This window comes from Corallococcus exiguus, from assembly GCF_009909105.1.
In the GTDB taxonomy this organism is placed as follows: Bacteria; Myxococcota; Myxococcia; order Myxococcales; family Myxococcaceae; genus Corallococcus; species Corallococcus exiguus.
Window position 1 is genome coordinate 122,769 of record NZ_JAAAPK010000006.1, and the last position, 12,474, is coordinate 135,242.

Genomic DNA, 12,474 nt, shown 5'->3' on the forward strand with positions numbered 1-12,474 from the left:
CTCCTGGGGGTCCTGCCTCAAGGGGCATGCGCTTCCTGGCGGGACGCGGGAGGCGCCGCGTCCTCGCCAAGCAACAGCTGCCGCACGATGGGCACCGGCGGGTAGCCGTGGGAGACCACGGCGTCGTGGAAGCGCTGGAGGGTGAAGTCCCTCCCCCACTTCACCTTCGCGTCCTCACGCAGCTCCATCAGCATCTTCTTGCCCAGCGCGTACACCAGGTACGTCGGGTCGGACGTGCCACGGCGCGCCTCGCGCTCCGCGTTGATGCGCGTCATGTAGGCCTCCTTCTCGAAGAGGCTCACCGCCTGGTCGTACGTCATCCCGCGCGTGTGCAGGGACAGGCCCGCCACGTAGCGCGCCAGCCGCTGGAGGTAGAGCGCCAGCTGGTTCAGCCGCAGCCGGTCCGCCTGCGGGCCCGTGCCGCCGTAGCCTTCGTCCAGCATCATCTGCTCCGTGTACAGACCCCATCCTTCGCTGAAGGAGCCTGAGCCCAAGAGCCGGCGCACCTTGGACTGGATGCGGTTGGTCCACAGGAACTGCACGTAGTGCCCCGGGTACGCCTCGTGGATGGAGACCAGCGGCAGCGCGTAGCGGTTGTAGAAGCTCATGTGCTGCTCGGCCTGCTCCGCGCTCCACGCCGGGTCCGGCGGTGTCACGTAGTAGTACGCCTCCGTCGCCTTCGTCTCGAACGGGCCGGGCGTGCTCATGCTCGCGAAGGACAGCGCGCGGCTGAACACCGGCGTCTCCGCCACCTTCGCGCGCACCTCGCTGGGCACGGTGATGATGCGGTGGTCGATGAGGAACTGGCGGATGTCCTCCAGCGTCGCCGTGGTGGTGGACACCAGCTCCGCGCCCGCCGGGTGCTCCTTGCCCAGCTCGCGGTACACGTCCATGGGCGCCTTGCCCGGGGCGATCCGCCCGGCAACCTCCGTGAACTGCTCCTGCGTGCGCTTCATCTCCGCGCGCCCCCAGGCCAGCAGCGAGTCGATGCTGTCCGTGACGCCTTCCTCGTACTGGAGCTTCTGGCGGTACGTCGCCTCACCAATGGCGAAGTCCCCGTTCGAGCGGGCCAACAGGTCGTCCTTCAGGAAGCGGATGTAGCCATCAATGGCCTCCAGGCTCTTCCCCTGCGCCTGCTTGAAGTCCGCCTGGAGCGCGGCGTCCTGCACCGGCGCGAAGGCCTGCGGCAGCGTCTGCGCGTAGAGCGAGCGCGTGCCCTTCGCCTGCTCCAGGGCGATCTCCGTCCACAGCTTCGGCGGGTTCTTCAGGTTCGCTGGCGCCGCCGCGAAGACCTCCGGCACCACCGCCATGCGCTTCACCGCCGAGCGCATCCGCTCCTCCAGCGGAGCGAAGTCGCGGTTGATGAGCTGGTACACGGCGTTGGACGCGAAGCCCAGGTAGGCGTTCGGGTTGCGCTCCCACGAGCGCACCGTCTCCAGGTCCAGGATGCGCGCGCGGAGGTGGTTCTCCAGGATGTCGTAGTCCGCCCGGTCCCCGGGTGGCAGCGCGGCGCGGTCCACTGCCTTGGGCAGCGCCGCCAGCCGGTCCTTGAGGAATGCCAGGTGCGACGCGCGATCCTCGGGCCGGAAGCCACGCAGCTCGCCGTCATACGTGTGCACGCCCGCGGAGGTGGCGGACATGGGCGAGCGGCGGAAGTGCTCCTCGAAGTACCCGTCCACGAAGCCGCGCAGCGCCACCTGTGCGGAGGATTCCGAGGGCGCGGCGGCCTGCACGTCGTCCCGGGCCGCGGGGCGGGACGTGGTGCAGCCAGGGGACAGCAGCAGCAACGCGGCGAGGACGCTCGGGGTTCGCAGTGCGTTCATGGAGCCTCTGGGGGAAGGAGACGCGGGGAGCGTCGCCCATGGCCCCTCACACGACAAGCGACCCGGAGAGTTGACATGAACCTGTCATATTGACAGGTTCCTGCCAATGCCACCGTTGACCCCAAAAGCAGAGACCTTCAGTGCCCTGGTCCTGGAGGTGTTCCAGTTGAATGGGTTGCTGCTCCAGGCTGGAGACCGGCTGAGCGCTCCGGCGGGACTGACGAGCGCCCGCTGGCAGGTGCTGGGCGTCATCGACCATGGTCCCGCCACGGTCGCGGCCGTGGCGCGCACGATGGGCCTCGCGCGGCAGAGCGTGCAGCAGACGGCGGACGCACTCGCGAGCGACGGGTTCGTGGAGTTCGTCGACAACCCGAATCACCAGCGGGCGAAGTGCGTCGCGCTCACGGCCGCCGGGCGCCGCGCCCTGCGCAAGGTCGAACAGGCGCATGCCACATGGGCGGACCGGTTGGGTGCCAGCCTCACCCCAGCGCTCCTCGACGCGGCGGTCGACGGCGTCCGCGCAGCGCGCCTGCGGCTTGAAAAGGACCTGGCCGAAGCGGAGCGCTCCCATGAAAAGTGACACCAGCATCCCCCTGCTCCCCTGCGTGGAGCTCACGTCGACGCTCGAGTTCTACGCGCTGCTCGGGTTCGAGGTGACGTACCAACAACGGGCACCCAATCCCTACGCGGCGACACAGCGGGGAGGTGCGCAGCTCCACTTCTTCGGCCTGAAGGGATTGGATCCGCTGAAGGCCTTCAGCAGCTGTCTGATCATCGTGGACGAGGTGGAGGAGCTGCACGCGCGCTTCCTCGACGCGCTGCGGAAGGCCTATGGCCGGACTCCCGTCCGGGGGCTCCCGCGCATGACTCGCATGCGGAAGGGACAGTCGCGCTTCACCCTCACCGACCCCTCCGGCAATTCGCTCATGTTCATCCGCCGGGATGAACCCGACGGTTATGGCGATGACGGGAACACACCCACCTCCATCCTCGGCAAGGCCCTCAAGACGGCCCGGCGCCTGCGCGACTTCAAGGGCGATGACGTCGCCGCCGCGAAGGTCCTGGATGCCGCGCTGAAGAAGCCGGACGCGGGGACGGAGAAGGAACGGGAACAGGCGCTCGCGGACCGCGCGGAGCTGGCCGTGGCCCTGGGGGAAGTGCCCGCCCCCCTGCGTCCCTGAAAGACGCCAGCGCTTCCTGAAGCGACGCATTTCTCTGCTCGCGCGGGAGTCCCCGCCTCCGGGCCATCTCGGCATGGCACCTGCAAATCCAAAGGCAAGCACCTCCAGCCCCATTGCTTGCCGAGGTCCCATGGCCGCCAATTACACGAAGTTCTTCGCTGGCTCCCGAAACATTCCGAAAGGAATCTCCCTCGGCTACCCCGTCCCCGGTCCGCAGGAGGCCAGCGCGGATCAAATCGCCGGACAGGCGTTCTTCGCCACGCCGAACGACTGGAGCGACATCCAGGCCTCGGCCTATGACTTCATCGTGATTGGCACCGGGCCCACCGGTGTGGCCTTCATCGAGCAGACGCTGAAGCACAACCCGAGCGCGCGCATCCTCGTGCTGGAGCGAGGCGGCTTCTGGTTGCCCACGCACTATCAGATGCTCCCGCTCGCATTCCAGGCCGCGACCGGCTCACCGCCCACCACGTACCCGTGGACGCGCACGACGCGGATGGCGACCACGGAGTTGGAGTTCTTCCAGGCCGGCTACATCCCCGTGCTGGGCGGACGCTCCACCTACTGGAGCGCCTGGTGCCCCGCCCCGACTCCCGACCTGATGCGCGACTGGCCACAGGAGCTGATCGACGTCACGCTCCAGCCGGGCTTCTGGGACCGCGCCCGCGCGTTCCTGCACGTCACCACGATGGACAAGGTCCACGACGGCGTCTACGGCAGCCTCCAGCATCAAATCGATGTGAACCTCCGGGAGAACTTCAAGCGCTACGTGCCCTCGGCGGAGAGCGCGTTCCCGGCCCCCATCGCCGTGGGCCACACGCCCTGGAAGGGCGTGAAGTTCTACAAGTACTCCACCGTGGGCACGCTGCTGGACCTGCAGCAATCACAGAAGGCGCTGGCGGCCCAGGGCAAGGGGCAGCCCCTGGCCATCGTCGACCACTGCGTCGTGGACCGCCTGGTGCATGACGGCCATGGGACGGTCACCGCGCTGGAGACCACCCGCGGCCCGCTGGCGGTGAGCTCGGCGAAGGTCGTGCTGGCGATGGGGACCATCCCGCCCGCGACGCTGCTGATGAACTCCTTCAAGGAGGCCCTGCCGAACATCGGCAAGCGTTACACCGGCCACTTCATGTCTCACATCACGGCGCGCGTGAAGCGCTCGGCGTTCAAGGACCTGGCCGCGCTGGAGATTGGCGCCACCTACCTGGACGGCAAGGCACCCAATGGCTTGCAGTACCACGTGCAGACCAGCGCCTTCGCCTCCGCGAACCCGGAGGCCGACGAGAGCACCATCGCCCACGAGGCGCCGGACGCGGCGGCCGTCGCGTCGATGGCGCAGCTGAAGGGCTCCGAGGATTACGTCGTGTTCGTCTGCGCGACCCTGGGCGAGGTGAGCGAGAAGAACCCCGACAACTGGATCCGGATGAATGGCGGCACCGACCCCGCCACCAACATCACCCTCCAGCTCCAGCCCGGCGTGCAGGACCACCACCTGTGGGACGTGCTCGACGAGGCGACCTACCAGTCCATCGACGTCATGGCCGGGCATGCCGGGTGCTCGAACCCGGAGGTCGAGTACTGGGTCGACGACGCGAGCGGCAACGGCGGCCGTTGGCAATCCGAGCGGCCGGACCGGAAGAAGATCCGCCTGAACATCATCGTGCACGAAGCCTCGCCGCTGTGGATGGGCAGGGACCCGGCGACGTCGGTGGTCGGTCTGGACTACCGGCCACACGGCGTCCACAACGTCTACGTGACGGGCGGCGCGTTGTTCCCCACTTCGGGCTCGTGGAACCCCACGCTCACCATGTGCGGTCTGGCGCAGGACCTGGCGGACCGCCTGCGCGGCTGAGGCGGTCCCTCAGAGGGAACAGCCCTCCGCACGCGCCGCGGTTGGCTTTTTCCCGGGGCTTTCGAGCAGCGACTGCCAATCACTGAAGCGGTGGACCTGCGAACAGAGCGCGGACATGGAGGCACCGTGCCCTGTTCCAATGAGGACGCCCTGCGCACGCATGCCCTTGCGTGCCGAGGCCTGAGCCATCAAGCCTCGCGTCTTTTCGGAGACAGCGAACTCACCATCACTGACGAGGAGGAGGTCAGAGCGCGACCACGCTTCGGAGTCCAGCCGGGAAACGGCGCGTTCGAGTGGAGCCTCCACGTCCGTGCCTCCGGCGAAGGAATGGGTGAGAAAGGCCATCAGCCGAGCGAGTCCCGACTCCGTCAGCGACAGTTCGTGCTCCGCGACGTCTCCGGGTCCACTGAAGGAGTAGAGATAGCAGGCGCGCTTTTCCGTGAAGGCCACCCGGACCGATTCCAGGACCAGCGCCTTGGCGACGGTTTCGGGGAGTCCCGTCATGGAGCCGGAGGTATCCAGGCAGATGAGGATGGGGCCGCGTGTCATTGGCGGAGAGGCGCGCTGCTGCGCCTCCAGGGCCTCACGCTCCGTCTGGAACCGCTCCAGCACCGTCCCGTCGACCTTGTAGGTCAGCAGGGTCCGCTCGGCGCGGCGGGCGTGCCAGAGCCGCCGCAGCGTCGGGTGTCCCAGCAACACGGCTTCCGGAGGAAGCATCCGCTGGATGTCTCCGGAGCGTTCGATACCGCGAGTCTCCGAACGGGCGAACGGGCTGCGGACCTCCCGGCGTTCCTCATGGACCCGCCGCATGGGCCCGATGACGGTCTCCATCACGGGAGGCTGGGACGCGTCCTCCGAGGTCTTCATCCGCCCGAGCACCTGGATGAGGTGCCTCAAGGCGGGAAGCTTCTCCAGCAGCTCACGGAGCCGGGCCACCTCCAACCATCCCCGTGAACGGAACAGCCCGCGCCCCAGGTCCCAGCCTCGGCCCAACATCATGGCGAGCTCGCCGAAGACCTCCTCCAACTGCGCCCAGATTCGCACCCGCTCCTGCCAGGCCATTTGGATCCGCTCCCGAAGGACCGCCTGTCCCTGGTTCTTCGCCAGCCGCGCGGCCTCCTCCTGGAGCGTGGCAAGGGTGCTTGCGTCGAGCGGTTCCTCGAGAACAACCGTCCGCCCCTTGGCCTTGAAGGTCGTCGGTTCGGAGGGAGAGGTGCCTGAAGCGGCCTGGGCCTTCTGCCGGCGTGCACGCTCCTGCTTCATCAGCTCCCGAAGTTGCGCGGCTTCCCACTCCGCGCACTTCTGGGCCACGGTCGCGGTGCCTTCGAGGACGTCCAGCAGCAGCGCTTCGACGAGGGACGCCTCGCCCTTGCAGAAATGCGGCAATCGCAGGTCCGTGAGCTCCTGCTGAAGGAGCTCCGCGGTCGGACGGTCCGGCCAGGAGAGCCCCTCTAGCGAAGGGAGCGAACCGTCCATCAGGGCCGAATGCCACTGGAGCACTCCGGCGACGCGGTCCCGCAGGGTCCCATTCAGATTCACAGCGGCTGCGTGGAAGAGAGAGCTCGGCAGCCGGTCCAGCAACTCATAGCGGCGCTCAAGAGCGTTCGCGTTGAAGCCACCGGCCTCGATCATGTGGCGTCCTGGGGTAGAACCTGGAACCCCTCACGCAGCTTCTCCAAGCGCGCGGAGAGAATGGCAGCATGCGCCTGTCGCTGTTCCAGGCTGGCTCGGGCGGGACGGCTGAAGCCGGGAGCGATCCACAGGTGGTCCTCAACCACCGTCGTGATGGATTGCACCTGCGCGTCCAACCCTGCGCGGTACCGCGCGACCTCTGCGGTCAGTTCCTGAACCTGCCGCTCCCGGCCCTGGATGTGGACCGCCGAGTAGCGGGTGGGCTCCATCATCGGAGGGAATCGATACGGCTCCATGTAATGATTGTTCTCGTCCGCGACGTAGGCCGCGTGTCGATTGTAATTATAATGACCATTGAAGTGATGCTCGATCTCCGCTCGGGTCATTCCCTTCCCGCCCAGAGTTCTTTCCGAGTGCCGCTCCGGTGGCGCCAGGAAGAGGGGCTCTTTGTCTGCCCCCCGCTTGCGACGCGTGCCCTCCGGCTCTGTCACCGGCTTATCCTCATGAAGGAACAACGGCTGCCCTTTCATGTTCCGGGCCTGGGAGCGGGACTGCTTCTCCAATTCCAACTGCTTCTCGAGCGCCCCCACCAGCTTCGAGAAACGCTCCGGCTCCGACGGCGACAGCGTTCCCAGCCGTTCCTGGTACCAGTGAAAGATGGCTTCGCGCTGCTCCGGGCGTTCCCAGGCGCAGTGCTGGAGCAACCAGCCATCCCAGACGGAGGCCTCCGTCCTGCCGTGACTCCAGGCGGAGACCTGAAGCAGATAGACGATCTTGCGCCACCGCCGATCTGAAACCGGAATCCGCTGCCCCTCCAGGAACGTCCTCAAGGCCTTGAGCAGCGCTTTCACGTCCGCGGGCAGGACGACCATCCGGGCTTCGGTGCGGAAGGCATCCAGCGACGCCCGGCTGAGGCGCAAAGCCAGGGGCGGCTCCGGAGGCCTGGTGCCACGGAGGTCCAACAATGTATCGAAGCCCTCCGCCGACACCGGGCCGACGTGGCAGCGCAACAGGAACCGGTCGTAGAGCGCCGACAACTCCTCGCCTTCGGGAAGCTCATTGCTCGCGCCAATGGCACAGATGAGTGGCGTCTGGACACGCTCCGTTCCATTGTCGAACTCGCGTTCGTTGAGGAGCGTCAGCAGCGCATTGAGGATCGCGCTGTTGGCCTTGAAAATCTCGTCCAGGAATGCGAACGCCGCCGTGGGCAGGTAGCCTTCGGTCTGCCGGTGATAGCGATCCGCCTCCAACTCCTTGATGGACAGCGGGCCAAAGAGTTCCTCGGGAACCGTGAAGCGCGTCAGCAACCGCTCGAAGAGCGGGGCATCCCGGAAGGCATACCGCAGGCGTCGGGCTAGCTCGCTCTTGGCCGTGCCAGGAGGCCCTACCAACAGCAGGTGCTCACCCGCCAGGGCCGCGAGCAACGCCAGACGGAGCGGGGTTTCACGTTCGATGAGGCCCTCGGCCAGCTGGTCCCGCAGTGTCGCGAGACGGGTCTTCATCGAGGAATCAGACTCAGGATGTCGCACAGCGCCTCCGCGAGGCTGCATGAATGGCGAGGGAGAAATCCCCTGGGCAGACGCAAGCAGATGCCAACCATTCAAAAAGCACAACGGAGGTGCATCTTGGACCCGGTTCCATCAGGGTCAGCGCTCACGTGGGGCGCCCGCCTGAAGGATCAGATGGGCTGCGGCCGGTGGGCCTCCCCACGCTCGACATGGGCCGGGAGCAGATTAGAAATACTGGGGGGGTGGCCACGACCAACCCGAGAGACGCGCGTATCGCAGAGCTGGAGCGACTGCTGGACGCGGCGCTCGCGCGAATCGAGCAACAGGAGGCTCGCATTGCGCAGCAGGTGGCCCGCATTGCGGAGTTGGAGGCACGGCTGCGTAGCACCTCCCGAAACTCCTCGAAGCCTCGTCCTCGGACCCGCCTGGGACGCCGCTCAAGAATCCGGAGCCGACCGGGCGTGAGCCCGGAGGCCAGCCCGGCCCGACCCCGTGAACGCTTACGACGCGGCAACCGGTCCCCCGGGGGATGGCCCTTGCCGGCCCCATGTGTCCGGGCTGACCGCCTCCGTCCGCATCCGCCTTCTCGAGGCAGGGTGCACCGAGATGGGGCGCCAGGGCGCCGTATGACACGCATGTCGTGCGGAGAACGCCGGGACCCGGTCCGCAACCCCCTCTTCCCTCTGGACGTGTGTGGCATTGCGATTGCTCTGCGTCGCGCCACCCGGCGTTCCCGTACGCCCGGAACCTTCACGCCTGCCCGAGGAAGCCATGCGTCCAGCCCGTCCCTCCGTCTTCGAGCGAATCCCCACCGCGACCCGCGCCTGGGCATCGCGCCTGGTGCTGCTGCTGGCCTGCGCCAGCGTCGTGGCCACGTCGCGAGCCCAGTCCAACGACGTGGCGTCCCCGGTCCACACCGGCACGCCCTTCCGCCTGACGACGGAGACCGGCAGGGTCACGCGCACGGTGGTCGTCCGGGCCTCCGCGAAGAAGAAGTTGTCGGATCCGGTGGAAGGCGAGGTGCGCATCAACGCCAAGGCGAAGTGGACGCCGGCCGACCCCGCCCAGACGACGAAGCCGTCGCTGGTCATCAGCTACCTTCACGGAGAAGCCCTCTATGAAGACCGCAGAAGCATCCTGGAGCCCGACGTCGCCGTGACGGTGGAGAGCACGAAGTTCCTCGACGAAAAATGCTCGGAGGATCAAGGCTGCGAGTGGACCGTGGAGGCCATTTTTGGCATCGACGTCCAATCCGACGCGGACTCCGGCACGGTCGTGGACCCCGGCACGGTCGATGTGGAGTGGACGGCCCAGGCCTTCATGCACGTGCTGGATGACTCCAGTGTCCCCAGTGGCTTCACCGTGAGCGTATCCGAGCCCTGACGCCCCCTGGCATCAAGGCCGGGTCTCCGGCGCCTTGATGAAGTCGATGAACGCCCGGAGCGGCGCGGGCACGAAGCGCCGCCCCGGGTAGTAGAGGAACGGCCCCGGAAAGGGCTGCCACCAGGGTTCGAGCACGGGCACCAGGGCGCCGCGGTCCAGGTACGGACGCAGCCAGTCCTCGAAGAGATGCACGATGCCGGTGCCCGCGATCGCCGCGTCGACGGCGAGGTCCGTCGCCCCGCCCGCTCGCACGATGAGCGGCCCCGTCGGCTCGACCGTCACCACCTCGCCGTCGCGTTCGAACTCCCAGAGCGTCATCGCGCCGCTGGCGAAACGGCCGCGCAGGCACGCATGCCGCAGCAGGTCCCGGGGATGTTCCGGCCGTCCATGCCGCTCCAGGTACGCCGGTGCCGCGGCCGTGGCGTGGCGCTGGACGCGAGGCCCGATGGGCACCGCGATCATGTCCTGCTCCAGCCGTTCGTCGTAGCGGATGCCCGCGTCACAGCCGGCCGCGATGACGTCCACGAAGCTGTCCTCGGTGATGACCTCCAGCTGGATGTCGGGGTACGCGGCGAGGAACGGCGGGACGATGCGCGGCAACACCAGCCGTGACGCGCTGATGGGCACGTTGAGGCGCAACACGCCGGCGGGCCGGTTGCGGAACCCGTTCACCACGTCGAGCGCGGCCTCCATCTCCGTCAGCACGGGCGCCAGGCGCTCCAGCAGACCCTCTCCGGCTTCGGTGGGGACAACACTGCGCGTCGTGCGGTTGAGCAGGCGGACGCCCAGGCGTTCCTCCAGCCGGCGGACCGCATCGCTCAGCGAGGACGCGCTGCTCCCGCTCAGGCGGGCACCCTCGCGGAAGCTGCGAGCCCGCGCCACCACCACGAAGGCGTTCAAATCACCCAGGTCGACCTTCACTGTTCGCCACTCCGCACAACCTGTACGGGTCGTGCCCCGTTATGCAGAAAGTCCACGGTGGCTATGCATGCTCCATCTCAAAAGGAGATGGAGCATGCCCGGTATCGACTCATCCAGCACCTTCCCCCTCGGGGGCCACCCCGTGAAGCGCCTCGGCTATGGGGCTATGCAGCTCGCGGGACCCGGCGTCTTCGGCCCGCCCAAGGATCCGGACGCCGCCCGTGCCGTGTTGCGCGAGGCCGTGGCCCGCGGGGTGAACCACATCGACACCAGCGACTACTATGGCCCGCACGTCACGAATCAGCTCATCCGCGATGCGCTCGCGCCCTACGCCGACGGCCTCGTCATCGTCACCAAGATTGGCGCCCGGCGCGGCAATGACGGTTCCTGGCTCCCGGCCTTCTCGAAGGAAGAGCTGACCCAGGCCGTGCACGACAACCTGCGCAACCTGGGACGGGACGTGCTGGACGTGGTCAACCTGCGCTTCATGTTCGACACGCACGGGCCCGCCGAAGGGCCCATCGAAGAGGCCCTCACCGTCCTCGCCGACCTCCAGCGCCAGGGCCTGGTGCGCCACATCGGGCTGAGCAACGTCACCGCCAAACAGGTCGCCGACGGACGGCGCATCGCGGACATCGTCTGCGTGCAGAACCACTACAACCTCGCGCACCGGCACGACGACGCGCTCATCGACTCGCTCGCGAAGGACAAGATCGCCTACGTGCCGTTCTTCCCGCTGGGAGGCTTCAGCCCGCTGCAGTCGTCCACGCTGTCCGCCGTGGCGGCCCGTCTGAAAGCGACGCCCATGCAGACCGCGCTGGCGTGGCTGCTGCGCCGCTCGCCCAACATCCTCCTCATCCCCGGCACGTCGTCCGCCGCGCACCTGAAGGAGAACCTGGCCGCGGCCGAGCTCACGCTGCCGGATGACGCGCTCAAGGAGTTGGAGTCCGTGGCGAGCGCGAACGCCTGACCTCCCGTGGCGCCTCCCGGCCGTGGCGCATCTCCGCCGCGGCCTGGGACAACCCCAGTCCTGGAGATCGGCGCAACAGCGCCCCACTGTAAGAGTTGACAGTGATGGCAACCGAAACGTCCACCCCCGAACAGTTGCCCCTAGAACCAGAATTCCAGGCACCAGCCGCAATTGACGAAATCCTACAGACTGAACGACTGTGATTTCGCATCTCAATCAGCGTCTTGGAGGACACATCATGAAGAGCAAGCGCCCACTTCGGCTGAGTGTTCTGCTGATAGCCGCCATGGCATTCCCCGGATGCAATGAAGATCCAGCGCCAGTCGAGCTCAACCCCGCATCACTCACCGAAGCGCAACGGTCCCTCCAGCAGATCGATCAACTCTATGAGTCGGATCCCGCGGCTGCCCTGGACGCCGCGCAGCGACTGCGTCCGAAGCTCGACGAGCTCAATCACTTGCTTACGCGGGTCGAGACGTCACCGAACCATTACGTTGAGTTCTATGATTTGCAGCCCGGTGGCATCCTCCTCGCGGAGCGCGGACCCGCGGGAGAAGGACGCATCCTGAGTGAATCAGGGATTGCCGATCACTCAGCCGTCGAACTCTATCGGCAGTTGACGGGCGGCGCCACGCCGCCAGAAGCCCTGGTCAAGGCCGAGCGCCTCGTGACGCCTCCTGATGACGCCAACGTTCTCGCGAGGGACGAGGCGGATCCCAACCTGAAGTCCTCAGGGGCCTTCGCCTTGGATCGCGGTGCGCAGCGGGGTGACGGCCTCGCGTCCGTCACCCAATCCCTGGGGAGCGGCGACGGCGTCGTCTTCAGGGACCAGTACTGCTTCAAGGCCGGGGATTTCTTCAATTGCCTGCCCAACATCACAGGCGATACCTGGGCATCCGCCAATTCCAAATCGTCCTTCACCCGGCTCGCCCCCTACAGGGGAAGCATGAGGATGCAGGTCTCCTATGACAACGCCGTGAAGGGGGCCTGGGCCACGTTCGCCGGAGAAGAGTGGTCGTTCCGGCAATTGAGCGGCACCTACTATCCTTGTCCTGTCTGGCAGGCCTGCGGCACACAGGAATACTACCTCCGCACGCATCGGTGGGATGTCCTGGACGCGGCGGGCGACGGGTATCACTTCTCGTATGCGTTCAGGAGCAGCTGCTCCTGGATCGGCTGCGACAACCCTCCCTGACCCTGGACA

Annotated in this window: 10 protein-coding genes; 6 read left to right on the top strand and 4 right to left on the bottom strand. The window is 67.1% G+C overall.

The window, feature by feature from the left end:
* Window positions 1-17 precede the first annotated feature (17 nt).
* Window positions 18-1,823 carry a DUF885 domain-containing protein gene (locus GTZ93_RS23880; protein ID WP_139915657.1) on the bottom strand — a complete coding sequence of 602 codons (1,806 nt, stop codon included), beginning with the start codon at window positions 1,821-1,823 and terminating at the stop codon, window positions 18-20.
* 106 nt (window positions 1,824-1,929) lie between these two features.
* On the opposite strand from GTZ93_RS23880, the gene GTZ93_RS23885 reads away from it, so the two are divergent.
* The 3 genes from GTZ93_RS23885 to GTZ93_RS23895 all read left to right on the top strand — a co-directional run bounded on the left by GTZ93_RS23885 (window position 1,930) and on the right by GTZ93_RS23895 (window position 4,856).
* Window positions 1,930-2,403 carry a MarR family winged helix-turn-helix transcriptional regulator gene (locus GTZ93_RS23885; protein WP_139915658.1) on the top strand — a complete coding sequence of 158 codons (474 nt, stop codon included), beginning with the start codon at window positions 1,930-1,932 and terminating at the stop codon, window positions 2,401-2,403.
* Window positions 2,393-3,004 carry a VOC family protein gene (locus tag GTZ93_RS23890; RefSeq protein ID WP_139915659.1) on the top strand — a complete coding sequence of 204 codons (612 nt, stop codon included), beginning with the start codon at window positions 2,393-2,395 and terminating at the stop codon, window positions 3,002-3,004. The genes GTZ93_RS23885 and GTZ93_RS23890 overlap by 11 nt, the downstream gene beginning before the upstream one ends.
* 130 nt (window positions 3,005-3,134) lie before the next feature.
* The gene (locus GTZ93_RS23895) at window positions 3,135-4,856 is read left to right on the top strand and encodes a GMC oxidoreductase (RefSeq protein WP_139915660.1); all 1,722 of its coding nucleotides are present in this window, start codon (window positions 3,135-3,137) and stop codon (window positions 4,854-4,856) included.
* A gap of 9 nt (window positions 4,857-4,865) precedes the next feature.
* Here GTZ93_RS23895 and GTZ93_RS23900 read toward each other — a convergent pair whose 3' ends face one another.
* Complete coding sequence (locus tag GTZ93_RS23900) at window positions 4,866-6,488, bottom strand: VWA domain-containing protein (protein WP_139915661.1); 1,623 nt, start codon at window positions 6,486-6,488, stop codon at window positions 4,866-4,868.
* The gene (locus tag GTZ93_RS23905; RefSeq protein ID WP_306464175.1) at window positions 6,485-8,038 is read right to left on the bottom strand and encodes an AAA family ATPase; all 1,554 of its coding nucleotides are present in this window, start codon (window positions 8,036-8,038) and stop codon (window positions 6,485-6,487) included. The genes GTZ93_RS23900 and GTZ93_RS23905 overlap by 4 nt, the downstream gene beginning before the upstream one ends.
* A 729-nt stretch (window positions 8,039-8,767) precedes the next feature.
* On the opposite strand from GTZ93_RS23905, the gene GTZ93_RS23910 reads away from it, so the two are divergent.
* A complete protein-coding gene (locus GTZ93_RS23910; protein ID WP_139915663.1) occupies window positions 8,768-9,379 on the top strand; it encodes a hypothetical protein in 612 nt (203 codons plus the stop codon).
* A 12-nt stretch (window positions 9,380-9,391) separates the two neighbouring features.
* On the opposite strand, the gene GTZ93_RS23915 is transcribed toward GTZ93_RS23910, so the two are convergent.
* Window positions 9,392-10,300, bottom strand: coding sequence for a LysR family transcriptional regulator (locus GTZ93_RS23915; protein ID WP_139915664.1), 909 nt, complete (start codon window positions 10,298-10,300; stop codon window positions 9,392-9,394).
* Between the two features lie 94 nt (window positions 10,301-10,394).
* Between GTZ93_RS23915 and GTZ93_RS23920 the strand changes: the two genes are divergently transcribed.
* Window positions 10,395-11,270 carry an aldo/keto reductase family oxidoreductase gene (locus GTZ93_RS23920; protein ID WP_139915665.1) on the top strand — a complete coding sequence of 292 codons (876 nt, stop codon included), beginning with the start codon at window positions 10,395-10,397 and terminating at the stop codon, window positions 11,268-11,270.
* Between the two features lie 238 nt (window positions 11,271-11,508).
* Entirely contained in the window at window positions 11,509-12,465 is a 957-nt protein-coding gene (locus tag GTZ93_RS23925; RefSeq protein WP_139915666.1) for a hypothetical protein, read from the top strand.
* Window positions 12,466-12,474: the final 9 nt, after the last annotated feature.

Coding starts and splice junctions, on each gene's coding strand:
- GTZ93_RS23895 (WP_139915660.1), top strand. CDS start 3,135: ATGGCCGCCAATTACACGAAGTTCTTCGCTGGCTCCCGAAACATTCCG.
- GTZ93_RS23885 (WP_139915658.1), top strand. CDS start 1,930: ATGCCACCGTTGACCCCAAAAGCAGAGACCTTCAGTGCCCTGGTCCTG.
- GTZ93_RS23905 (WP_306464175.1), bottom strand. CDS start 8,038: ATGCAGCCTCGCGGAGGCGCTGTGCGACATCCTGAGTCTGATTCCTCG.
- GTZ93_RS23910 (WP_139915663.1), top strand. CDS start 8,768: ATGCGTCCAGCCCGTCCCTCCGTCTTCGAGCGAATCCCCACCGCGACC.
- GTZ93_RS23900 (WP_139915661.1), bottom strand. CDS start 6,488: ATGATCGAGGCCGGTGGCTTCAACGCGAACGCTCTTGAGCGCCGCTAT.
- GTZ93_RS23925 (WP_139915666.1), top strand. CDS start 11,509: ATGAAGAGCAAGCGCCCACTTCGGCTGAGTGTTCTGCTGATAGCCGCC.
- GTZ93_RS23890 (WP_139915659.1), top strand. CDS start 2,393: ATGAAAAGTGACACCAGCATCCCCCTGCTCCCCTGCGTGGAGCTCACG.
- GTZ93_RS23880 (WP_139915657.1), bottom strand. CDS start 1,823: ATGAACGCACTGCGAACCCCGAGCGTCCTCGCCGCGTTGCTGCTGCTG.
- GTZ93_RS23920 (WP_139915665.1), top strand. CDS start 10,395: ATGCCCGGTATCGACTCATCCAGCACCTTCCCCCTCGGGGGCCACCCC.